Annotated in this window: 17 protein-coding genes and 1 pseudogene; 5 read left to right on the top strand and 13 right to left on the bottom strand. The window is 69.0% G+C overall.

Going from position 1 to position 21,990, the window contains the following annotated elements:
• Positions 1-2: 2 nt before the first annotated feature.
• From F603_RS0126225 to F603_RS0126235, 3 genes are read right to left on the bottom strand one after another with little or no spacing between them, the layout of a single operon-like run.
• Positions 3-512, bottom strand: a complete 510-nt coding sequence (locus F603_RS0126225; RefSeq protein ID WP_019548914.1) for a (2Fe-2S)-binding protein — start codon at positions 510-512, stop codon at positions 3-5.
• A complete protein-coding gene (locus tag F603_RS0126230) occupies positions 509-1,381 on the bottom strand; it encodes an FAD binding domain-containing protein (RefSeq protein WP_037957109.1) in 873 nt (290 codons plus the stop codon). The genes F603_RS0126225 and F603_RS0126230 overlap by 4 nt, the downstream gene beginning before the upstream one ends.
• Entirely contained in the window at positions 1,378-3,777 is a 2,400-nt protein-coding gene (locus F603_RS0126235) for a xanthine dehydrogenase family protein molybdopterin-binding subunit (protein ID WP_106431400.1), read from the bottom strand. Before F603_RS0126235 ends, F603_RS0126230 begins: the two co-directional genes overlap by 4 nt.
• 940 nt (positions 3,778-4,717) lie before the next feature.
• Between F603_RS0126235 and rodA the strand changes: the two genes are divergently transcribed.
• On the top strand, positions 4,718-5,815 hold the full coding sequence (rodA, locus tag F603_RS0126240; protein WP_019548917.1) for a rod shape-determining protein RodA: 1,098 nt from the start codon (positions 4,718-4,720) through the stop codon (positions 5,813-5,815).
• On the opposite strand, the gene ftsW is transcribed toward rodA, so the two are convergent.
• Both ftsW and tatA read right to left on the bottom strand, forming a co-directional pair.
• Positions 5,788-7,059: a putative lipid II flippase FtsW gene (gene ftsW / locus F603_RS0126245; RefSeq protein WP_019548918.1), complete on the bottom strand. Its 1,272-nt coding sequence runs from the start codon at positions 7,057-7,059 to the stop codon at positions 5,788-5,790. The two genes, rodA and ftsW, sit on opposite strands and share 28 nt — an antisense overlap.
• Before the next feature lies 1 nt (position 7,060).
• Complete coding sequence (gene tatA, locus F603_RS0126250) at positions 7,061-7,333, bottom strand: Sec-independent protein translocase subunit TatA (RefSeq protein ID WP_019548919.1); 273 nt, start codon at positions 7,331-7,333, stop codon at positions 7,061-7,063.
• Between the two features lie 102 nt (positions 7,334-7,435).
• On the opposite strand from tatA, the gene F603_RS0126255 reads away from it, so the two are divergent.
• On the top strand, positions 7,436-8,899 hold the full coding sequence (locus F603_RS0126255) for an LCP family protein (RefSeq protein WP_019548920.1): 1,464 nt from the start codon (positions 7,436-7,438) through the stop codon (positions 8,897-8,899).
• Here F603_RS0126255 and F603_RS0126260 read toward each other — a convergent pair.
• From F603_RS0126260 to F603_RS0126280, 5 genes are all read right to left on the bottom strand, one after another.
• Entirely contained in the window at positions 8,890-11,781 is a 2,892-nt protein-coding gene (locus F603_RS0126260) for a cation-translocating P-type ATPase (RefSeq protein ID WP_106431401.1), read from the bottom strand. The genes F603_RS0126255 and F603_RS0126260 overlap by 10 nt on opposite strands.
• Positions 11,663-12,040, bottom strand: coding sequence for an ArsR/SmtB family transcription factor (locus F603_RS32985; protein WP_245600908.1), 378 nt, complete (start codon positions 12,038-12,040; stop codon positions 11,663-11,665). Before F603_RS32985 ends, F603_RS0126260 begins: the two co-directional genes overlap by 119 nt.
• 421 nt (positions 12,041-12,461) lie before the next feature.
• Positions 12,462-12,629, bottom strand: coding sequence for an IS3 family transposase (locus tag F603_RS34365; RefSeq protein WP_019548923.1), 168 nt, complete (start codon positions 12,627-12,629; stop codon positions 12,462-12,464).
• Complete coding sequence (locus F603_RS35455; protein ID WP_019548924.1) at positions 12,630-12,779, bottom strand: hypothetical protein; 150 nt, start codon at positions 12,777-12,779, stop codon at positions 12,630-12,632.
• Between the two features lie 979 nt (positions 12,780-13,758).
• Positions 13,759-14,721, bottom strand: a complete 963-nt coding sequence (locus F603_RS0126280) for a TetR/AcrR family transcriptional regulator C-terminal domain-containing protein (RefSeq protein WP_019548926.1) — start codon at positions 14,719-14,721, stop codon at positions 13,759-13,761.
• A gap of 180 nt (positions 14,722-14,901) precedes the next feature.
• On the opposite strand from F603_RS0126280, the gene F603_RS0126285 reads away from it, so the two are divergent.
• The gene (locus F603_RS0126285) at positions 14,902-16,113 is read left to right on the top strand and encodes an FAD-dependent monooxygenase (protein ID WP_019548927.1); all 1,212 of its coding nucleotides are present in this window, start codon (positions 14,902-14,904) and stop codon (positions 16,111-16,113) included.
• A gap of 249 nt (positions 16,114-16,362) precedes the next feature.
• Here F603_RS0126285 and F603_RS35460 read toward each other — a convergent pair.
• Positions 16,363-16,549: pseudogene (locus F603_RS35460) on the bottom strand (IS5/IS1182 family transposase); the annotation flags it as partial.
• Positions 16,550-16,953: 404 nt separating this feature from the next.
• On the bottom strand, positions 16,954-17,811 hold the full coding sequence (locus tag F603_RS0126290; RefSeq protein WP_019548928.1) for a LysR family transcriptional regulator: 858 nt from the start codon (positions 17,809-17,811) through the stop codon (positions 16,954-16,956).
• A 93-nt stretch (positions 17,812-17,904) separates the two neighbouring features.
• On the opposite strand from F603_RS0126290, the gene F603_RS0126295 reads away from it, so the two are divergent.
• Both F603_RS0126295 and F603_RS0126300 read left to right on the top strand, forming a co-directional pair.
• Positions 17,905-18,222 (top strand): hypothetical protein, encoded by a 318-nt coding sequence (locus tag F603_RS0126295; protein WP_019544786.1) that lies wholly within the window; start codon positions 17,905-17,907, stop codon positions 18,220-18,222.
• Positions 18,219-18,977 (top strand): SDR family NAD(P)-dependent oxidoreductase, encoded by a 759-nt coding sequence (locus tag F603_RS0126300; protein WP_019544787.1) that lies wholly within the window; start codon positions 18,219-18,221, stop codon positions 18,975-18,977. Before F603_RS0126295 ends, F603_RS0126300 begins: the two co-directional genes overlap by 4 nt.
• Before the next feature lie 72 nt (positions 18,978-19,049).
• On the opposite strand, the gene F603_RS0126305 is transcribed toward F603_RS0126300, so the two are convergent.
• The gene (locus tag F603_RS0126305) at positions 19,050-21,521 is read right to left on the bottom strand and encodes a DEAD/DEAH box helicase (RefSeq protein ID WP_342665900.1); all 2,472 of its coding nucleotides are present in this window, start codon (positions 21,519-21,521) and stop codon (positions 19,050-19,052) included.
• Positions 21,522-21,990 lie beyond the last annotated feature (469 nt).

The raw sequence follows: 21,990 nt of genomic DNA on the forward strand, positions 1-21,990 counted from the left end.
CTTCACTCCTCGTCGTTCCATGTGGCTGTCGCTGCCTCTTCGGCGGCGATGCCGCGTTCCAGTGCCTCCCCGACAGCGCTGACGATGCCGTTGTAGCCGGTGCAGCGGCAGATGTTGCCGGACATGGCGACGCTGACCTCTTCCCGGTCGAGAGGCTGCCGTGCGCACACCAGGTGGTGGCCGGAGAGCAGCATCCCGGGCGTGCAGAAGCCGCACTGGAGGGCGCCGTGCCGGGAGAAGGCGTCTCGCAACCGGTCCGCGTCCGGTCCTTCGAGGCCCTCGATCGTCACCACGTCGCTGCCCTCGCAGGCCCCGGCCAGAGTGAGGCAGGCCCGCATCGGCAGTCCGTCGACCATGACGGTGCAGGCCCCGCACACGCCCTGCTCACAGCCCAAGTGCAGGCCCGTGAGGCCGAGTTGGTCGCGAAGCAGGTCGGCGAGGGTGGTGCGGCCGGCCGTTCGCGCCGTATGCGCTCGGCCGTTGACCTTCATCCGGACCGTGATCTCGTTCATGCGGTGTCATCCCTCTCTGCAGCCCGCAGCGCCCGATGCACCGTGACCGCGTGCAGCTGCAGTGCGTGCCGCCCGGTGGAATCGATGGCCGAGAGGTCCTGACCGATATCGGCTGCGAGAGGCTCGACGAGTCGCACGGGCGCGAGATCAGCGGACGACTTGCCGTGTACGGCCGCTTCGGTACCGCTCAAACGGAGTGGGCGATCGGTCGCCGCGCCGAGCCACAGCTCCACCTCCTGCCAGGAACCGTGTGCATTCCCCTCGCCGCGGGCGACGGCCATCGAGTCGGCGAACTCGCCGGGCTTACGACACATCTTGTGCATCCCCCAGCGTGCCGTCGGCGTGAGGCTCGGCACTTCCACCTCGGTTATCAGCTCGTCCGCTTCAAGGACGGTGGTGAAGAAGCCGAGCAGAAGTTCCCGTACGGGGATGGTGCGCGTCCCGCGTGCGGACCGGGCGTGCACGGCAGCGTCCAAAGCGGACATGACCGTGGGCCACTCGGCGGCGGAGTCGCTGTGCGCGAGGCTCCCGCCGACCGTGCCGCGGTTGCGGATCGCCGGGTAGCCGATGCCGGCGGCGGCGTGCGGCAGCAGACCCCGGGTGACGTCCGGCACTAGTTCGTGCTCGAACATCATGTGGGTGGTGGTTGCCCCGTAGCGTGCGCCGGTGGGTGTCTTCCGGCTGCTGCGCAGCTCTTCGACGCCGGTGAGGTCGATCAGCGTCTCCGGCTCGGCCAGCCGCATGTTCATGAGGGGGACCAGGCTCTGTCCACCGGCGATGACCTTGCCGTCGTCTCCGGCGTCGGTGAGCAGTTTGATCGCTTCGTCGACGGTGGTGGGGCGGTGGTACTGGAAGTCGGGTGCTTTCATCGGGTCGCCTCCCGCGTCGCCTGGTTCGAGGCCTCGGCAGTCGTCGCGCTGAGCTGGAGCGCCGTCCATACCCGCTCCGGAGTCATGGGGGTCTCGTTGACTTGCGTGCCGTACTCGCGCAGGGCGTCCCGGACGGCGTTGGCGATGGCCGCGGGCGGCGGAATGGCTCCGCCCTCGCCGGCGCCCTTGACGCCGAATGCGGTGTGCGGCGACGGCGTCGCCATGTGCTCGATCTTGATGTGCGGGACTTCCGTGGCCCCCGGCAGCAGGTAGTCCAGGAAGCTCGTCGACTTCGGCTGCCCGTCGGCGTCGTGCACGATCTCTTCCAGGAGGGCGTTGCCGATGCCCTGCGCGATGCCGCCGATGATCTGACCGTCGACGATGCGCGGGTTCACCACCGTGCCGCAGTCCTCGACGGCGGCGTAGTCGAGGAGCTTCACCGCCCCGGTGTCCAGGTCCACTTCCACCACAGCCACCTGGGTGGCGTAGGTGAACGCTCCGGTCTGTACCTCCGGACGGTAGTAGTGGGTGACCTCGAGCCCGGCCTCGACGCCCGGCACGTGGTCGGGGGTGAAGAGGAACTCCTTCGCCAGCCGCGCGTAAGTGACCGAGTCCTTCTTGCCCACCACGGCGTGGTCGCGCAGGACCGTGTTGTCGACCGGCTCGTCCAGCAGCACGGCACCGATACGCTTGACCTTCTCCGCCAGCGCCAGGGCGGCACCGTGGGTGGCTCCGCCCGCCATCACCATGGTGCGGGAGGCGAAGGTACCGTCGCCCCGCGGGGTCATGGCGGTGTCGCCGTGCGACACGGTGACGTGGTCCAGGTCGACATCGAAGACCTCGCTGACGACCTGCGCCAGCGTGGTCTCCGACCCCTGTCCGTGTGTCTTGATACCGACGCTCAGGGTGAAACTCCCGGTGGCGTCCATGGCCAGCCGCGCACCCTCCGTACCGATGGTGACCGCCAGCCCGCGCGCGGCCCATTCGAGGCAACCATGGGCGGTCTGTTCGGTGAAGGAGCCGTAGCCGATGCCGATGCGCCGACGTGCCGAAGCGGGCAGGGCTCTCTGGCGCTTGCGCCACGCGTCGTGCTCGATGAGGGCGGTGGCGCGGCGTACGGCCTCGGGGTAATCGCCGCTGTCATAGACCTTGTTGGCGGCGGAAACGTACGGCATCTCCTCGCTGCGCACCATGTTCTTGATGCGCACCTCGTATGGCTCCATGCCCAGTTCGTGGGCGAGTTCGTCGATCGTGCGCTCGATGCTGAAGGCTGCTGCAGGCCGGGCAACGCCCCGGTACGGGCCCGAAGGGGTCTTGTTGCTGGCCAGGCTGCGGGTGCGGAAGCGGTAGTTGTGCAACCGGTACGGTCCGGGGATCATCGCCGAAGCCATCGTCGCGTCCATCGTGGCCGTCCACGGATGCACCGAGTAGGCGCCGCTGTTGACGAGGATGTCCGCCTCCACCCCCAGCAGCGTGCCGTCGGCCGCCGCGTACGCGGTGATCCGGTGCCGATGGTCCCGCGCCTGGGTGGAGGCGACCTGGGCCTCCGAGCGATCCTCCACCCAGCGCACCGGGTGGTCGACCTGGGTGGCGATCGCGGCGAGCGTGATCTCCTCCGGATAGACCGAGCACTTGGCGCCGAACCCGCCTCCCATGTCTGTGGCGATCACGCGCACACTTCGGGCCTCCATGCCGAGTTGGAGGGCGATCATGTCGCGGATCATGTGCGGGGTCTGCGTGGACGACCACACCACGAGCTCGCCGGTCGATCGGTTGTAGTGGGCGATCACACCCCGTGTCTCCAGCGGCACGACGGCCTGCCGGTGCAGCGTGTACTCGCGGGTGACGGTGACGTCGGCCTCGCGGGCAGCCGCATCCACCTCGCCCACTTCGCCAGCGGTGGTGGCGAAGATGTTGTCCGGCCAGTCGTCGTGCACTTTCGGGGCGTCCGGGGCCAAAGCCGCGGCGAAGTCGACCACGGCCGGGAGCGGTTCGAGGTCCACGCCCACTCGCGCGGCGACGTCCTCCGCCTCTGCCCGGGTGCCGGCGATGGCGAGGGCGACCGGCTCACCGACGTACCGGACCTTGTCCTCGGCCAGATTGGGCAGCGCCGCGGCACGGAACCCCTCCAGGGTCGAGGTCGCCGTCAAGGGCTCGGCGAACGGACCGAGCCGCGCCGCGGTCCACACTGCCTCACGGTCCGTCTGCGGCACCGAAATCCCGCGAATCCTGCCGTGCGCAACCTGACTGCGTACGAAGGCGACCTCGCGCAGCCCGGGTAGCTGAATGTCGGCGACGAAGTACCCCCGGCCCGCCATGTGCCGGGAGTCCTCTCGGCGAGGCGCCATTGCCCCGACCCCGTGTCGCCGTACGGAGACGGCTTCCTCAGCGCTCATCCGGCTCACCTCACTCGTGGTGGTCCACTGCGACCACCGAGACGCAAAAACCGTATACAAGAAGAGAGCACAGGACAACGGCGGTGGCACATTCCGAGGGGTAGCGTTGGTTGCTTCCTGCCGCGCCGGATCGGCTGGTCGCGCGGGCCGGCGAGAGGTCGACACCAGCCCGCCGCGCACCTTCGCGTAGAGGTCTCCCCAGGAGCTTGCCCGAGAAAAACCGAGTTGGGGTTTCGGCGACGCGCTTGGTGCCACTGCAGGCGCGATGCGCGTGAAGAAGCCTATTTGCTCGTTGCGCAAGCATTTGACGCGTTCCTGCAGCTGCGCGTCTACCTCCGGCCTCGCGAGGGCCGAGGCGTCCAGTCGTGTTTTGTATACGACTCGGCGCTACCCGGTGCGACCACATCTTCCGCCACGGTCCCATCGCCAGGAGTGATGCCGTGTGAGCAGGACGAGCGGGCCGCTGTGCCGGGCGAGCTGAGCACCGAGGAATTACCGCTTGCCGGGATACGCGCTGACGACGGTTTGTCGAAGGGGGAGGCCACTGGGGTCTGTGGCACCGACATGGCCGGATGTCACCGGGGGCGGCTAACCCCGCCAACGGCTCCGTGCCCATTCTGACCCTTCCCCTGGTGGCGGGATGAGCCGGTGGCAGGCGAGCGACCAGCCCAACTCGTCGTCGTGGCCTCGCGGGGCAGGGCGATCGCGCCTTGCGCGGCAAGGGGAAGTTTTGGGGCTTGGAACCTGCACGTCATACGGCCTGTGACGTTTGCTTGGTTGCGTATGTGCTGAATAGTGTGGCCCGGTACTGGCGTCCGTTCGTGGGGAGTGCTGGGTGGCGAAAGGTCTGCTGCGCAGGGCCGGAGGGACCCGGCCGCGGAACGCCCTGGCCGGGTCGGTGCGATGGAGAATCACCGCCCCGGGGGCGCTGCCGCGGCGGATGGACTGGGTGCTGGTTGGGACCGCCGCCGTGCTCTCTCTCCTCGGTGCCGTGCTGATCGACTCCGCGACGCGCGGGAGCGGGGCCGTACAGGGCGGCGACACGGAGCACTTCGCGCTGTGGCATCTGTTCAACGCCGGGCTCGGGGTGCTGCTCATGGGCGGTGTCGTGTGGTGCGGTCTCACCCGGCTGGTCTGGGCCGCGCCTTGGTTGTATGCGGCTGGTGTGATCCTGGTCGTGCTGGTGTTCACACCGCTCGGCTCCACCGCCAATGGCGCTCAGCGGTGGCTGGATCTGGGCGGATTCGCCCTGCAGCCCGCCGAGTTCGTGAAGGTGAGCACGGTGCTGATGCTGGCCGTCGTGCTCGGCTGCCGGAGCGGCGAGGTCGACGGGTTCGGTTCACGGCGTGTTCTGCTGGCGCTGGCCGTGGTGGTCGTGCCGTCGGTCTTCATCCTGCTGACGCCTGACCTGGGGCAGTCGATGGGGTTGGGCGCGATTCTGCTGTGCGTGCTGTTCGCGGCGGGGGCGCACTGGGGTTGGGTGCTCGGGCTGCTGGGCGCCGTTGCGGTGGGGGCCCTCCTGGTGTGGCAGTTGGAGCTGCTGGACTCCTACCAGGTGGATCGGTTCGCCGCGTTCGTCGATCCGGCGCTCGACCCGGCTGGGGTCGGATACAACACCAGCCAGGCCAGGACGGCCATCGGATCGGGGGGCCTGACGGGTACGGGGCTGTTCAACGGGCCGCAGACGGCAGGCCAGTTCGTGCCGGAGCAGCACACCGACTTCGTCTTCTCGGTGGCAGGGGAGGAGCTGGGTTTCCTCGGGGCGGGAGGCATCATCGTGCTGTTCGGGGTGTTGCTGTGGCGCGCGTTGCGGATCGCTCGGCGGAGCAGCGACCTGCTCGGGGCTCTGGTCGCGAGCGGGGTGGTGGCCTGGCTTGCCTTCCAGACGTTCGAGAGCATCGGCATGAATCTCGGGATCATGCCGGTGACTGGTCTGCCGCTGGTCTTCGTCAGTTACGGCGGCTCGTCGATGTTCGCTGGCTGGGTGGCTGTGGGGCTGCTGCAGTGTGTTCACGTCCGGCGCCCGGTTTCGGCCTGAGTTCCAACGCCCGTTTGTACGCGTTTGATTCCGGCTGTTCGCGACCGGCGCCAGTCGGTGAGGGCCGCGGCAGTGGAAGGGTCTGTGCGAGAGAGCGCGACGAGGACGCCGACTGCGTACATCAGCGAGAGCAGAGCCGAGCCTCCGTAGGAGAACAGCGGAAGCGGGACGCCCGAGATGGGCAGCATGCCGAGCGCGCCGCCGACGTTGATGACGGCCTGGACGGCGATCCACAGAGTGATTCCGCTGGCGGCGAGTCGAACGAAGAGCTCCTCGGCGCGGCTGGCCGTGCGCAGCCCCGCGGCGAGGAGCAGGGCGAAGAGGGCGAGCACGGTGAGGGTGCCGAAGAGGCCCAGCTCTTCGCCGGTGATGGCGAGGATGAAGTCGGTGTGCGGTTCCGGAAGTTCTCCCCACTTCTGCGTGCTCGTGTTGAGGCCGCTGCCGAACACGCCGCCTGCGGCGAGGGCGTAGAGGCCGTGTACGGCCTGCCAGCACTCGTCGTGCGGGCCCGGGTCGACGGCGCCGACGCAGGCGAAGCGGGACATGCGGTGGCCGCTGGTGATGATGAGGAGGACACAGAGGGCGGCGACGGCGCCCAGGGTGAGGCCGAAGAAGCGGGTGGGGACCCCGATCGTCCACAGCATCCCGAGCAGGGCGCAGCAGAGGATGACGGAGGTACCCATGTCGCCGCCGATCAGCACGAGGCCGAGTAGCACCAGGGCGCACGGCAGCAGCGGCACCAGTACGTGCTTCCACTCGGTGAGCAGTCCGAGATCGTGCTTGCGGGCCAGCAGATCCGCTCCCCACAGGACCAGCGCGAGCTTGGCGAACTCGCTGGGTTGGAGCTGGAAGGAGCCGCCCAGGGCGATCCAGTTGGTGCTGCCGTTGACGGTTTCCCCGAGTCCCGGCACCTGGACCAGGCAGAGCAGAACGACGGTGACGATCAGCACCGCGTACGCGGTCATGCGGTGCGCCCGCAGCGGCATCCGGGCGGCCAGGAGCAGCAGTACGCCGCCGGCCACGGCTGCCAGCAGCTGCTTGCGGAAGTAGAACGCCGCGTCGTGCCCGTACCTCAGGGCCTGGATCTGGGAGGCGGAGTACACCATCACCAGGCCGAGCACGAGGAGATGCAGGCTGCTGCCAAGGAGCAGGGCGTAGGCCGTCAGCGGCCGGTCCCATACGCCGCGGAGGCGGTCGGCGGCGCGACGGGCGGGCCGGAGCGGCCGTCGCGTAGGCGCCGGCACCTCAGGATTCGCCGGCGTGGGCGGGCGGGGCCGAGGCGGCGTCCGCGTCGGGCTGCCCCGTCGGAGCAGCGGCGGGTCCGGTGGCGCTTGGCGGTCCGTAGCTGCCCGGCTCACCGCTTTCCTGCTGCATCGCGCGGGTCTCGCTTCTGAAGATGCGCAGGGACTTGCCGAGAGCGCGCGCGGTGTCGGGGAGCTTTTTGGAACCCATGAGCAGGATCACGACGACGGCCATGATCAGTAGGTGCCAGGGTTCGAGGCCGTTGCGCAGAAACATGTCGCGTCTCCTCCGATGCCAACAGTTGCTATATTGCGCAACTATACAAGTATGGGGATGGCGACCTCTCCGACTACGTACGCAGCAGGTGGAGGAACGTGCATGGCAGGCAGCCACAAGGCGTCCCGGCGCGGCGTCGCCGGACGTGCCCACGCCCGGCGACGCCGCCGCAGGCCGAGCCGGATAGTCGCGGCGTCGATATCGGGCACCCTTCTGCTGGCCACCGCCGCCGGCTGCGCGTACCTGCGGCTGAGCGGAAGCATCAGTACCTTCGGCAGCGACGGGCTCAGCGAGCACCGGCCGGAGGAGAGCGCGGGCGGCCAGAACGTGCTGATCATCGGTTCCGACTCGCGGGGCGGGGAGAACAGCGAACTCGGCGGCGGCGAAGGGGACGTGGGCCGCTCGGACACAGCCCTGCTGTTGCACGTCTACAACGACAAGAAGCACGCTGTGGCCGTGTCGGTGCCGCGCGACGCGCTGGTGAAGATCCCGTCCTGCAAGAAGCCCGACGGCAGTTGGACCAGGCCGCGGAAGCAGGCGATGTTCAACGAGGCGTTCGCCGTCGGACAGGCGCCCGAGGGCAACCCGGCCTGTACGCAGAACACCGTCGAGGAGCTGTCCGGGCTGCGCGTGGACCATACCGTCGTCGTCGACTTCGCGGGGTTCTCGGCGCTGACCGAGGCCGTTGGTGGGGTGCAGGTGTGCGTGCCGAACGACGTGTACCAAAAGGACCTCGACCCCGGCCGGAGTCAGCGCGGAAACCTGCTTTTCGCCAAAGGGAAGCACACCGTCTCCGGGCAGCAGGCGCTGGACTACGTGCGGCTGAGGCACGGCATCGGGGACGGCTCGGACATCGGCCGCATCCAGCGCCAGCAGGCCTTCGTCGGCAGCTTGGTGAAGAAGATCAAAAGCCAGGGCGTCGATCCGCAGACGTTGCTGCCGCTGGCCAAGGTGGCCACCGAATCCCTCACTGTGGACGAGGGACTGGGCTCGGTGCGCAAGATGTCCGCCTTCGCCTCTCAATTGAAAGACATCGACCTGGACAACACTGCCTTCGTCACCCTGCCGTGGCGGTACCGGGGGGCCCGGGTCGCGGTCGTCGAGTCCGAGGCCGACCGGCTGTGGGCGGCGCTCAAGGCGGACCGTCCGCTGGATGGGGACGCCGAGTCCGGGGAGTCGGGCGGCGGAAAGAGGGAGGACGGCAAGAAGAGGGAGTCGGGCAGCGGAATCGAGATCTCCGTCCGCAACGGCACCACCGTCTCCGGGCTGGGCGCGCGCGCCACCGAGGCGCTGGAGAGGCATGACTTCACGGTCACCGGCACCGAGACCGCGCACTCCCAGGACGTCGAGACCACGCGCATCGTCTACGACGCCGACCGGAAGGCGGACGCGAAGGTGCTGGCTGCGTACTTCCCGGGCGCCCGGCTCACCCAGTCCGCCTCCGGCGGCGTCGAAGTGGTCCTGGGCAGAGACCACGCCGAGCGTGTGGCCGATTCCGGGTCGGGCGACGAGAAGAAGCCGCGGACCGCCGGGGACGATATCTGTTCGGACCTCTCCTACGGCTGACGCACGCGCCTGGCGGCCGCCTCTTTCGGCAGGCTGCCCGTGGGCGGAACGGCGGTGGTGCGGGTGTACCGCCGCCAGGCCAGGTTGAGAACGAGGCAGTAGAGCGTGAGCACCAGGCTGAGCAGGAGATAGTACGGGAGGGGAAGCCGGGCCATGCCGAGCAACGGGCCCAGCGGGGAGAGCGGCAGCAGCAGTCCTACGGCCCCCAGGGCGGCAGCCGCTAGGTGCGTGACCCGGGCGCCCGCCCGTAGGGCGCTGCTTCCGGTGTGCAAGGTGACCATGACCATGGCCTGGGTGAGCAGGTTCTCCGTGAACCAGCCGGACTGGAAACCCCGTGCGTCCCCCGGACCGTGCAGCACGGAGACGTGTGTGGTGAGCGCGAGGGCGCCGAAGGTGGCCAGGTCGGCGAGGGCGTTGAGGGCGCCGAAGCCGCCCAGGAAGCGCAGCAGCCCACGCGAACCGAGGGTGACCGGGCGGTCGAGGTCCGCCCGCCGGGGGTGGTTGAAGGCGAAGGCGAGCTGCGCGGCATCGAAGCAGAGGTTCTGCAGCAGTACCTGAGTCGGCAGCATCGGCAGGAACGGCAGCAGCACCCCCGCCACCAACATGGCGAAAACGTTGCCGAGATTGCAGGAAAGAGCGACCCGCAGGTACGAGACGATGTTGGCGACGCTGCGGCGACCGGTCAGTACGACCCCGGGCAGCATCCGCACACCCTTCGGGAGCAGCACGATGTCCGCCGCGGCACGAGCCGCGGGCGCCGCCCCGGCTGGGGCGAGGGCGACGTCGGAGGCTCTCAGCGCGGGCAGATCGTTCACGCCGTCGCCGAGAAAGGCGGTGGTCCGGCCGCCTGCTGCCAGGGCGCCGACCACACGTGCCTTCTGCTCCGGCGTGCACCGGGCGAAGACGCGCTCGCGGGCCGCGACCTCGGCGAGTTCGACGTCGTCCCAGGCGTCGATCTCCTCACCGGTGACCGCGCCGCGCGGGCCCGGCTCCAACCCGGCCTCCCGACAGACGCGGAGGGCGGTGCCCGGATGGTCGCCGGTCACCACCTTCACGGCGATGTCCAAGCCCTGCGTACCCGAAGTGCCGGCCGGGCTCGTGAGGGTGGTGAGGGTTTCGACGGCGTCCGGGGCGAGGGCGTCGCGAAGGCCGACGAAGCCGATGAAGAGCAGGCCGCACTCGTCCGCCGTCCCATAGACCTCGGAGAGCCGAGCCGGGCGCTCGGCCAGGCACACGCCGAGCAGCCGCAGCCCGTCCCCTTCCGTGAGCTCGCGGGCGCGATCGAGAAGCTCCGCCCGAACGGCCTCGGTGATCTCCACTGCGTTGCCGTCCCGCTGCCGCACCGTGCTGCAGCAGTCCAAAACCTTCTCCACGGCGCCCTTGACGACCAGCGTGTGGGTACGACCCTGCCCGGGCTCGGCGACGACGGCACACGAGCGGCGGCGGACCGGATCGAAGGGCACCGCGGCGATGCCCTCGCCGTACTCCTGCCCATCCACCACGTCCGTGCCCTCAGCCTGCAGCAGAGCCTCATCGAGCGGGTCGGGTACCGGCGATTCGGCGAGCTGCACCGTCCACAGAGCGTTGACCGCGGCCCAGCGGGCGACCTCGTCGTCCCACATTCCGGCGGGGTCCAGCGAGCACTCCACGGTGGGCCGACCCTGGCTGAGGATGCCGGTCTTGTCCGTGCAGAGCACTTCGGCCGAGCCCAGGTCGCGCAGCGCCGGGAGGCGTTTGACCACCGCCTGACCGTCGCGCGCGAGGGCGGCCGCACCGCGAGCGACGGCGGTGGTGACCACGACCGGCAGCATCTCCGGGATCAGCCCCGCCGCGACAGCCACAGCAAACGGGAGGGTCTCCAAGCCCCGGCCGCGCAGCGCCGCGTTCGCGAGCAGCACGAGCGGCGGCATGAGCAGCATGAAACGGACGAGGGCGCGGACCGTGCCGTTGACGGAACGGTCGAAGGCACTGCGGTGCGTGCGCCCCCGGCCGCTGTCCCCGGTCTCCGCCCCGGCGAAGCCGGCGAACCAGGTGTGCCCGCCCGTGGCGACGACGAGCGCGCTGCCGGCGCCCGAAGTGACGCTGCTGCCTTGGAAGCACAGGTACGGTCGGGAGAAGGGGCCCGCGGCCGCCTCCTCCGGCTCCTCGCAGGGGAACTTCGGCACCGGTGCCGACTCACCGGAGAGCACGGCCTGCTCCACTTGGAGCCCGGTGGCCCGCAGCAGACGCACGTCGGCCGGCACCGAATCGCCGGGGCCCAGCTGCACGACGTCCCCTGGCACGAGCTGTTCGGCCGGGATCTCCCGGTCCCGCGGCGCCGCATCGGTCGAACTGCGCCGCCGCACGGTCACGGTGGCACCGATGAGGCCGCGCAGGGCGGCGAGCGAGCGTCCCGCACGCCGTTCCCCGTGGGCCCGCAGTACACAACTGATCGCCACCAGTGCGGTGCTCACACAGGCCGTGCCCCAGGAGCCGATCAGCAGCAGGACCGGGCCCAGCGCACACAGCACCGCGGTGAACGGATCGCGCAGCCCCTGCGCCGCCGCGCGAACCCATCCCGTACGGCAGCCACCGGGCAGTGCGTTCTCGCCGTGCGCCGCCAACCGCCTCTCGGCCTCCGACTCGACGAGACCGCGCGGCCCACTGCCCAGCCGACGCAGCACCTCGAGGTGAGTGAGGCCGGAGAAGGCACCGTCGACCGCGTGCCCGCGGACCGCGGTTGCGGTGACCGCAGCGGTGGTAGTCGGCTTCGGCACGATGCCGTCAGGCTCCGAAACCACGGGCGTCTCCCACTGAGCCCGAGAGGCGCCGCTCCGGCGAACCGTGCTCCTGCATCTCGCCCTTACGTCGGTCGAGCAGCCACTGGACGACGCGCACGACATCCGGGTCGTCGGCCAGATAGACCACCCGCCGTCCCTCCCGACGGGAACGCACGAGACCGGCGAGCTTCAGCTTCGCCAAGTGCTGGCTGATCGAGGGCAGCGCCCCGCCGACCCGCTCCGCGAGCTGGCTCACGTCGCTTTCGCCCTGTGCCAGCGCCCACACGATGTGTAGCCGCGCGGGGGAGGCCAACAGGCCGAAGACACCGGCAGCCTCCGCAAGCGCCTCCGCGGATGGATCACCGGAATTCTCGACGCTCACCGCGACCTCCACACCCGTCCGACGGGACAGCACTCATACTTACGCAACCCCGCAAGTCTACGGCCGTGCTGCTTGGCCTCAGCAGTCATCTGTTTTCGTGGGTCTGCGGCAGCGGATGAGGGTGGGCGAGGCTGGTGGAGGCGAGGAAGTGGGTGGCTTCGCCGTCGTGGCGGCGGTGGAGTCGACGGCAGTCGGCGAGCCAGGGCATCGTTCGTTCGACGGCCCAGCGGTGGCGTCGTATGTGGCGGCGTGGGTCACGTGGATTTCCTGGGTGGGTTGCTTGTCGCGCAGGCTTTGGAAGGTGTGCTGGTGGTGGAGGCGTAGTAGGTGCTCGGTGTGATCTCGGCGGTGTTCCCTTGGAGCGCATCGCGGATCGGCTGGACGTCGAACTCCTGTTTGTGCTGGTCGATGTAGGCGGCCTTCAGTCCAGTGGGCGGTCCAGCTCGGCGGCAAAGAAAGCCGACGCAGACTTCAAGATCGCGTTCGCCCGCTTCAACTCGCGGTTTGCGTGTTCTAGCTCGGCAATCCGAGCCGCATCGGAACTGGTGGTGCCGGGGCGCAGGCTCTCGTCGGTCTCGGCCCGCTTCACCTACGTCCGTAGCGCCTCGGGTTGGATATCGAGTTGGTCGGCGATACGCCGGATCGCCTCCGCCCGGCCCGTCGGGTCCTTCCGGGCCTCGATCGCCAGCCGCGTCGCACGCTCACCCAGCTCGTCGGAGTACTTCTTGGGTGCAGCCATGGTCGGCTTCCTTCCGGGGCATCGATGTCTCCATCAAACCCGGGGCGGTTCAGAGGACTCGATCCGCACCAACAAGGTTTGGTCGACGGAGTTGCTGGCGGTCGAACGGAAGGCCACTCGCAGTGAGCGCCAACACCAGCGGTGGCCCTCTGGCCAGACGGAGCACGATTCCGAACTCGCTCCGGGCCGACGCCGGGGAAGCAGACCAGGCGGGACTCGACACCCACTACGAGTCGGCGAGCTGTACTGGGCCACAGCCGAGACCCCTCGCCGTCTCCTCCGGCGCGCAGCTGGCCGCCGCACGTTGGACCACCGCCGACCGGCCCGCCGCAGCAGGGCTGTTCATGTGCGCCGGCGGCGCAGGCCAAAGCGACAGCGTTGTCTGTTGCGGTTGTTGCCGCATGAGTGGTGCTGGCGCGCAACATGGAGGAGCCGCTCCATGCCGGCATGCCGGTGTCCGGCGACACGAGAACGAAGCTCTGCGAGGCCGTGGCCCGTCTGTTGTCCGGTGAGCCGCTGCACACCACGGCGCTTTGACCAAGGAGAACCTGGCAGGCGAGGCGAAGGTCAGCCACGCCACCGTCCACAGGGCCGAAGAAATTTTGGTCGAGTGGGATGCCCCGGCCGCCCGTCGTACGCCGGGAGAAGTCGAACGCGACGAGACAGTCGCCGACTTGCCAAAGGGCTGCAGGAAACCATCACGAGGGCAACTGAACTGCAGGACAAGTTCGACGCGCTCGCCACGGTGACCACGAACCTCTACTACGAGCACTCCGCGCTGAAGAAGAAAACACTTCCGCCCAGGGACGGCGTCGGTCGCCGCCCAACCTGCGTCGGGTCCTGGCTGGAGTAACTCCGCAGGTGCGGAAGCCGAGACGAGAGCCCCGGGGCGGACCGGGAGGTCATAGTTCCGGGACGCGTCCGTTTGGGGAAACTGTTTTTTTGGTGTCGGTGGTGAAAGGCCTTTCGAGTTCTCCGTTCAGCCAGCGGAGCTGTCGTCGAGGAGCGGGGCGAGGCCATCAAGGAGGCGCTGGAGACCGAACTCGAAGAGGGCGTCGAGGTCGAGGTCGTAACCAGTCGTGGCGAGGCGCGAGAGCGCGGGGAACCGGCCGGTGGCCAGAATCGTCAGGAGCGAAGGCTCTTGGGTGTCCATCCACTCCTCGTTGTCGAGGCCGCTGTGCGCCTCGGCCTCCCGCTCCGACTCCAGGTTGACGGCGATACCTCGGGCGTAATTGAGCAGCATGAGGTGAGCGGTGAAGGCGGATTGAAGGTCGAGTCCGTGGGCTTGCAGGGTGGCAAGCATCCACTCGCTGTACGGCAGTGCCGAGGTGATCATCTGAGGACGGGTCATGGACAGGGCCTGTGCGAGCCACGGGTGGCGACGGAACGGGCCCCAGAGTTGCCGGGCGGCCAGCTCGATAGCCTCGCGCCAGCCCTCCGGCGGATCGGCCGGCAACGGGCGCTCCGCGATGACCGTGTCCATCATCCGCGTCAGCAGGTCTTCTTTGTCGGCCACGTGTCGGTACAGCGACATGGTCGCCACCCCGAGCTCGGCGGCTACCCGACGCATCGAGACCGCGGCCAGCCCTTCTGCGTCGGCGACCGTGACAGCGGCGGCGACGATCCGTCCGAGCGTGAGCGACATCTGCCCCGATGACTCGTCGGACAGCACGCCTGGGCGGGCGGCGGCACCGGGCCGGGGGGCCCGCACCGGGCGGCTCGGGGCCGCCACGACCGTTCCGACGCCGGGGACGGCGCGGACCATGCCCTCGTGGCGCAGTTCGGTGAGCACCTTGGTCGCGGTCGCCATGGCGACGCCCCACTGCTTGGTGATCTCGCGGGTCGAGGGCACGCGATCGCCGGGCGCCAGTTGACCCGTCTCGATCCGCCGCCGCAGTTCGGCGACGATCTGACTGTAGCGCGGTACCGCCTGTCCGCCCACCGACACCCCTCCGCACTAGTGCACCTGGTTGGGGCGCCATTCTAGCCGCCGACTGCGGGCGATCCCCGCGTCCGGGTACTCCCTACGTTTCTTCGCACTAGTGCGCCACTCTCCAACACCGCCCAACAAGAAGGCATTTCACGCTTGCGGACTCCTGTGCGTACGGCGTACATTTGCGCCATGTCGAACAACGAGATACTCATCTGCGGCGCCGGCATCGCAGGGCCCGCGCTGGCGTACTGGTTACGCAAAGGGGGCTTCACTGTCACAGTCGTGGAGCGCGCTCCGGAACCCCGGCCGGGCGGACAGACCGTGGACCTGCGCGGCGCCGGTCGCACTGTGATCGAACGGATGGGTCTGATGGACCGAGCCAGGGCGGAAAGCGTGGACCAACGCGGCCTGGCGCTCGTCGACCACTCCGGCCGCACCACCGCGCGTGTGCCCGCCGACAGCTTTTGCGGCGAGGGGATCGTCTCCGAGATCGAGATCCTCCGCGGAGATCTCGCCCATCTGCTGTACGAGGCCACCCGGCCGGACACGGAGTACCTGTTTGACGACACCGTCACCGGGATCGATCAGGACGCGGACGGGGCCACCGTCACCTTCGAGAAGGCCGCGCCGCGCCGGTTCGGGCTGGTCGTCGGCGCGGACGGACCGCACTCCGCGACACGCGCGCTGGCCTTCGGTCCGGAGCAGAAGTTCGTCCACCCGCTCGGCCTCTACACTGCCTGGTTCACCGCCGCCGACGACCTGGAACTCGATGGCTGGTACCTGATGCACAACGCGCCCGGCGGACTGGTCGCCTCCGCACGGCCCGGCCGCCTCCCCGGCGAGATCAAGGCCGGCCTCAGCTTCCGCTCGGCACCGATCGCCTACGACCGCCGCGACGTCGCCGCCCAGCAGGAACTGGTGGCCCAGCGCTTCGCCGGACTCGGCTGGGAGACCCCACGCCTGCTGCGGGCCATGCACACCGCCCCGGACTTTTTCTTCGATTCCGTGGGCCAAGTCCGCCTCGACCGCTGGTCGCGCGGCCGTGTGGTGCTGCTGGGCGACGCCGGATACTGCGCGACCCCGCTGACCGGCCTGGGGACCAGCCTGGCGCTGGTCGGCGGATACGTCTTGGCCGGTGAACTTGCCGCTGCCGCGGGCGACCATCACATCGCCTTCCGCCGCTACGACGAGGTGATGCGCCCGTACGTGAGCCAGGCCCAGCAGCTCCCGCCGGGCGGTTCCTCGGGGTTCGCGCCTTCGGGCCGGCTCGGCATTCGCCTGCGGGACCTTTCCATGCGGCAGATGACCCGCTGGCCGATGCGGAACGTGCTCGCCGCACAGTTCGCCAAGGCTGGAGACATCACACTGCCGGAATACGATCTCGCTGCGGACACACGGTGAGCGGTGCCAACCAATGGCCAACGAACGTGTAGACAGGATCGCGCGCACACCGGACGTCCTCAACGCCCCCACCGCAGAGTGTCAGGTCAGGGCAGAGGACTGACCGAGCCGTCACGCACGGGCAGCGCTTCCTTGCCCCTCTCCGAGACAGTTGACGCGTGGTTCGCAGTAGATCGTTCAGACGCTTCCACCTGGGTCCAGTGAGACAGGAGGAGGGCTGGGGACATGCGCACTTTTCCTCGGTCGGTGATCACACTGGTGCTTGCTGTCCCGGCGGCCGCGGTCGACCGGCGAAGGCCGGCGTGACTTTCTTTGAGGGCCCGGACGTGCGAGCCGTCGACCGCGTCATCGTCCTCCTCCAGGATCTCGTGCAAACGTTTGCCTCGGTCCAGTTCCGCAAGCGCCGCCGGCACGTCACCCCGCTGCAGCCGACCAGATGGCCGGAGCGTTCAACCGGCTGGACGTGTAGAAGAACAACGGCTTCGGTGACCAGTTCGGCAAGCAACAAGCCCGGCGCATCCGGCAGGACCTGCACGGCGCGGGGGCGCTGGAACGGGACGTCGTCCTAGGAGCAGCCAAAGGGCGCCTCCGAGCGTGCGGTGCGGAACCTCAGCAAGCTGAGAGACGCGCTGGACCGCCATTGAGTCGACCTGGTCCCATGTCCCTTCGGTAACGGCGTACGTGAAGAACTCGTTCCATCCGGCGAGTCGGCGGTAGCAGGGCAGGGCACAAGCGACGCCGGCGAGGTGCTGGCTCGGTGCGCGGGCAGTCGACACAGGTCAGCCGTGATGTTCTGCACGGCTTTCGAGTCGTTGCGTCGTCGCAGCGGTCCGTGCGGAATCATGCGCGGCCAGCGGCGTCTACAGCGGCAGCGATGAAGGAAGCGACGAGGCGGCGGCGGTCGTCCTGCGACCACGCGAGGACGAGTTCGCTGTGGGGGGCGTCGGCCACGGGGCGGTAGACGAGGTCGGGGTGCATGGGCTCGGCCAGCGAGCGGGGCAGTATCGCGACGGTGCGTCCCAGCCTGATCATGTGCAGCGCCTCGGCCGCGTCCGTCACCTCGGGCCCCTGACGGGCTTCGGGCGCTCCGGTCCAGCGCACGCCTTTCCAGCGAGGCAGGGTCTCCCGGGCGAGGTCGGCAAGAGTGACTTGTGTGCGAGAGGCGAGGCGGTGGTCCGGTGGAAGGATCGCGACGCGTCCCTCGACCGTCAGGGTTTCGTGGTCCAGGCCGGTCATGTCGTCGAACGGCACGTACAGCAGGGCGACGTCGGCGCGGCCGTCGCGGACGTGCTCAGCGCGGTCGGTGGCTCCGCCGAAGAGGATGTCCACCTGGCGGGTGTCGGGCTGGCGGGCGTAGGCGGCCAGGATGCCGGACAGGAGGTTTGCGTCACTGCCCGGTTTGATCACCAGCCGCAGGTGGGTCTGTTGATCGCCGGCCCGGCGGGTCTTCTCGGCAGCCGCGCTGACTGCGTTGAGCGCGTTCCGGCCGTGGTGCAACAGAGCTTCTCCGGCGGGGGCGAGGGCGACGTGCCTGCTGGAGCGCTCCAGCAGACTGACTCCGAGCCGGGATTCCAGGCGTCGGATCGCTTTGGACAGGGCTGGTTGTGCGATGGACAGACGGGCCGCGGCGCGACCGAAGTGCAGCTCCTCGGCCACGGCGACGAAGTACTCCAGCTCGCGGGTCTCCAGCTCGGCCATGCCGTGAGACTATCGCCGATTCATTCCTGTCAGTCATCGAACCATGGCGGGTGGATCTTGGACGCGGGTGAAAAGTGCCTGTTCACTGGGGTAATGATTCACCACACCATGATCGTAGCGTTTGACAATCCGATTCCGTCGCGTGAGTTGGATCAGTATCTTAAGGAGTTCGAGGAGTTCGTGATGGGCTCCGGTCTGGTCGAGTCGGTCGCGGCTCGGCACCACATCAGCGTCCCGGGCGACGTCCACGCGCCCATGGCTGTTGCGAGCGCCATCGTGCAGCTTCGCCTGGCCGACCTCGACGCTTTGAACGCGACGTTCACCATGCCCGGGGCCGTCGACCTCATCAAACGCTGGCAGGGCCGCCACCCGTACAAGGCGATGTGGGCCAACCACGAGCCGCTGGCATGAGCAGCTACGCCGGCAAGGCCGGTCTGGTCACCGGCGCCGGCAGCGGAATCGGGCGTGCCAGCGCGCTCGAATTTGCTCGGCGCGGGGCCGTGATCGCCGTGCTCGACCTCGACGAGGACAGCGCCCGCCGGACCGTGGAGCTGATCGCGAAGGAGGGCGGCCAGGCGGAAGCCGTCGCTGTCGACATCGGCGACGAGGAGTCCGTGCAACAGGCCGTGGCTCAGGTCGTGTCAACGTTCGGCGGGCTCGACTTCGCGCTGAACAATGCCGGGCTTGCCTCACACGGCCGCGTCCTGACGGAGATGTCGCTCCAGGAGTGGGAGCGCGTATTGCGGGTCAACGTGATCGGCACCTGGCTGTGCATGAAGTACGAACTGCCCGCGATGCAACAACGCGGCGGCGGAGCGATCGTGAACGTCGCCTCCAACGGCGGCCTGTACGCGATCTCTGGCGCCCCGGCGTACGTGGCAGGCAAGCACGGCGTCGTCGGCCTGTCGAAAGTGGCTGCCGTGGACCACGGCCCGGACGGCATCCGGGTCAATGCGCTGTGTCCCTCGGTGACGGAGACCGCCATGTTCGATGGCGTCGTCGCGTCGACTGGTGCGCACATCATCGAGCAACAGACGGCCGTGACCCCGCTGCGTAGGCTGGCCACTCCCGAGGAGGTCGCGGCAGCGGCGGTATGGCTGTGCTCCCCGGACGCCTCCTACATCACCGGCACCGCCCTGTCGGTCGACGGCGGCCGCCGGGCTTGAGAAGGGGCCACCAAACACTGGGGGCATTCGCGACGCTGACCGCGGCGTTGTCTCGCCAGCCTCCTTCGTCGGTTATAGCACTCCCAGCTCCCGCAGCTGCTCGGCGCGTTCGGGGGTGAGGCGGTCGCGGCGGGTGCGTTGGTTGGACAGCCATACGCCGAGTTTCACCGGGTGCTCGCCGTCGGTGTCGTGGATGGTTTCGATGTGGTGGCGGGGGACGCCGGTCAGGGTGCCGTGGCGGTTGCGGTACTGCTCGGCGGCGGCGCGGCCGCGTTCCCAGGCGGCTGCCCGAGCCCCTCCGGACGGCGCCGCGGTCGTCTTCGGGCCGGTCGGTGCCGCGGGTTGGGGGGTGACGCCGAGTGCGGTGAGGCGCTCTTGCTGGCCCGGCACCAGGTGTTCCCATCGTTGGCGTTGGGCGTGTAGCCAGGTGCCGAGGTCTTCGCCGTCGATGGTGTGTCCGGGGCGAATGTCGTTGAGGGTGGTGCCGTTGCGTAGGCAGTTGGCGAGGCGGGTGTAGCGGCGTTGCCAGCTGATGTTCCAGCCGAGTGTGCGGGGGTTCCAGTCGGGGTCGATCGCGGCGAGTTCGTCGGCGCGTTGGGCGGCGCGTTCGGGGTCGGCTCCGAGTCCGCCGGGTTGGCGCAGGTTCGCCAGCCACCGGCCGAGGGGGAGTTCGTCCCAGGTGGCGTTCTGGGGGACGCACAGGGTGCCGTGTTCGGCGTGGTAGGCGCGGGCGGCGTCGATCCGGATGCGCCAGTGCTCGTCGCGCTCCGACCAGACCATGCCGAGCTCGTCCAGCCGCTGCACGCGGCGTTCCTCGAGGATGTCGTCGGCGTGCTGCCGGCGTTGTTCGGCGATCCACCAGCCCAGCGGGTAGGTGTCTTCGTCGCGGTAGTGGTACGGGACGCGCAGGTCGCCGTAGGCGGCCTGGTAGCGGGTGGCGGCGGCGTAGCCGGCGCGCCAGTTGTCCCGCTCGGGTTCCAGGACCCGCATCTGCACGAACCGGGCGAGTTCGGCGGGGTCGCGGCGGGTGGAGAACCGCAGCAGCAGCCGTCCTTCCTCCCCGTCGTCGGGGGCGGGTCCCACACGCTCAGGGACAGACACCTCGGCGGCGGGGGTCTGGGGGAGGGCGAGCATGTCCACCATCTTCTCGTCGTGTGCCCGCAGGGCTTGGAGTACGGTCACCAAGGGTTTGTAGGCGCCGGATTCCAGCATTCTTTCCGGATTCTCGTCCGCGTCCAAAAAGACCGGAACAATCAGGGTGGCCATTTTCCCTTGCCGGGGCTGCTGCCGGAGGGCACGGCCGACGGCTTGGACGATATCGACCATCGATCCCTTCGGGTCGATCAACGCGACCGAGTCGACGGAGGGGACGTCGACGCCCTCGGTCAGTACCCGGCAGTTGGAGAGCACGGCGCGGTCGGCGTCCCCGCTGCCGAACTCGCCCAGCACCCGCCGGCGATACGAGGATTCATGCTCGCCGCACAGCCACTCGGCCCACACCCGCCCTGAGTCGGGATGCCGCTCAGGGGCCTCGGCGTGCAATTTCGCCGCGACGTCGCGGAAGCTGCGTGCCCAGGCCTCGGCCTCCACGGTGCGGTGGTGATAGGTGATGAGGGTGCGCAGTCCGCGGTCGGCCATGGCCTCGCACACCGCGGCCTGTGCGGCCGCCAGCCGCTTCCCGCGGATCTCCTCCTCCCGCTTGCGCTCGCCGTAGAGCTCTTCCGGGGGGAGTTCGGGGTCGCGGACCTCGACGCACACGATCTGGAAGCGTGCCAACAGCTCGCGTCGGATCGCGTCGGCGAGAGGGAGCTCATAGCAGACCGGGCCGAAGACGTCAGGGTCGTCCATGCTGCAGGCCACCTCGGCGGGCAGCGCCTCCCGTACCCCCTCGCGCACCCGCGCACTCGGGGGGCGTTCCTCCCAGACCCGCGGGGTCGCTGTGAGGTAGAGCCGGCGACGCGCGGGGAGTTGGGTCTGGTCGTGCACGGCTGCCCACGCCTTGCCCCAGGAGCCGGAGGTGCGGTGGGCCTCATCCACGATGACCAAGTCCCACCGGGGGAGCGGGGCGAGGCCGAAGGCACCCTCATGTGCCTCGACGAGGACCGGTAGGGAGGCATAGGTCGCGAAGACGGTCACCTGGCGGTGCCGGTTGGCCCACAGGGCCAACTGCGGGGCGCTCGTCGTCGAGCGGACTTCCGCGCTCCACAGCAGCGGATCGTCCCCCAGCGAGCACACCGCATACGCCGCGCCCCCACGCCCCTCCGCCCGCCACTCCGAGACGGTCTGTGAGAGGAGTTCGAGCGTGGGCACGAGCACGAGGATGCGGCCGCGCGGCGCGAGGCGCTCCCCGGTGTGGATCGCGGTCTTCGTCTTCCCCGTTCCACACGCCGACACCAGCGTCGCACGCAGGCCGCCTTCCGGCTCACACTCTCCTGGCTTTACCTCCAGAGCACGAACCGCAGCGCCCATGGCTTCTACCTGATGCGGGCGGAGTTTCCTCGGCATGATTCCCGGCTCTTTCCGATCAGCAGTGGAAGGTGACATGAATCCCCAGAGAGTATACGTGCATCACAACAGGATACACACATGGTTGGCCGCCTGACACGCTTCGCCAACCTCACGTCACCCGACGCAAAGACGAGGGTGCCCGAGAACTCCAGAGTCCATCCGTGCATCATTTCCTCGGGTCGACCCCTGAGGGGAGGACGCACGCTCATCCAGGAGAGGTAGTCTCCCCATACCGCTGCGCAGCCGCACCACTCGCACCACGCCCACACCCCACCCACCCTGTAGATGCCCGGCAAAGCCGGAAAACACCCCGCGCAGCGGGGTGTTAAGGATTCCCGCGCAGCGGGAATCCATTCTCTTTCGCGAAGCGAAAGAAGAAACTCCTTAAATGTGCCGCGGAGCGGCACATCAGAATTCCCGCGGAGCGGGAATTACATTCCGCGAATGCGGAATGCTAATCGACGCGAAGCGTCGATTTTTAGGGGATGCGAAGCATCCCCTAACC

The organism is Streptomyces sulphureus DSM 40104 (genome assembly GCF_000381025.1).
GTDB lineage: Bacteria > Actinomycetota > Actinomycetes > Streptomycetales > Streptomycetaceae > Streptomyces > Streptomyces sulphureus.

What these genes read in the sequence shown, in the direction of transcription:
- F603_RS0126225 (WP_019548914.1), bottom strand. Translation starts at nt 512, where the DNA reads ATGAACGAGATCACGGTCCGGATGAAGGTCAACGGCCGAGCGCATACG.
- F603_RS0126230 (WP_037957109.1), bottom strand. Translation starts at nt 1,381, where the DNA reads ATGAAAGCACCCGACTTCCAGTACCACCGCCCCACCACCGTCGACGAA.
- F603_RS0126235 (WP_106431400.1), bottom strand. Translation starts at nt 3,777, where the DNA reads ATGAGCGCTGAGGAAGCCGTCTCCGTACGGCGACACGGGGTCGGGGCA.
- rodA (WP_019548917.1), top strand. Translation starts at nt 4,718, where the DNA reads ATGGACTGGGTGCTGGTTGGGACCGCCGCCGTGCTCTCTCTCCTCGGT.
- tatA (WP_019548919.1), bottom strand. Translation starts at nt 7,333, where the DNA reads ATGTTTCTGCGCAACGGCCTCGAACCCTGGCACCTACTGATCATGGCC.
- F603_RS0126255 (WP_019548920.1), top strand. Translation starts at nt 7,436, where the DNA reads ATGGCAGGCAGCCACAAGGCGTCCCGGCGCGGCGTCGCCGGACGTGCC.
- F603_RS0126260 (WP_106431401.1), bottom strand. Translation starts at nt 11,781, where the DNA reads ATGTCGTGCGCGTCGTCCAGTGGCTGCTCGACCGACGTAAGGGCGAGA.
- F603_RS35455 (WP_019548924.1), bottom strand. Translation starts at nt 12,779, where the DNA reads ATGGCTGCACCCAAGAAGTACTCCGACGAGCTGGGTGAGCGTGCGACG.
- F603_RS0126285 (WP_019548927.1), top strand. Translation starts at nt 14,902, where the DNA reads ATGTCGAACAACGAGATACTCATCTGCGGCGCCGGCATCGCAGGGCCC.
- F603_RS0126290 (WP_019548928.1), bottom strand. Translation starts at nt 17,811, where the DNA reads ATGGCCGAGCTGGAGACCCGCGAGCTGGAGTACTTCGTCGCCGTGGCC.
- F603_RS0126295 (WP_019544786.1), top strand. Translation starts at nt 17,905, where the DNA reads ATGATTCACCACACCATGATCGTAGCGTTTGACAATCCGATTCCGTCG.
- F603_RS0126300 (WP_019544787.1), top strand. Translation starts at nt 18,219, where the DNA reads ATGAGCAGCTACGCCGGCAAGGCCGGTCTGGTCACCGGCGCCGGCAGC.
- F603_RS0126305 (WP_342665900.1), bottom strand. Translation starts at nt 21,521, where the DNA reads ATGTCACCTTCCACTGCTGATCGGAAAGAGCCGGGAATCATGCCGAGG.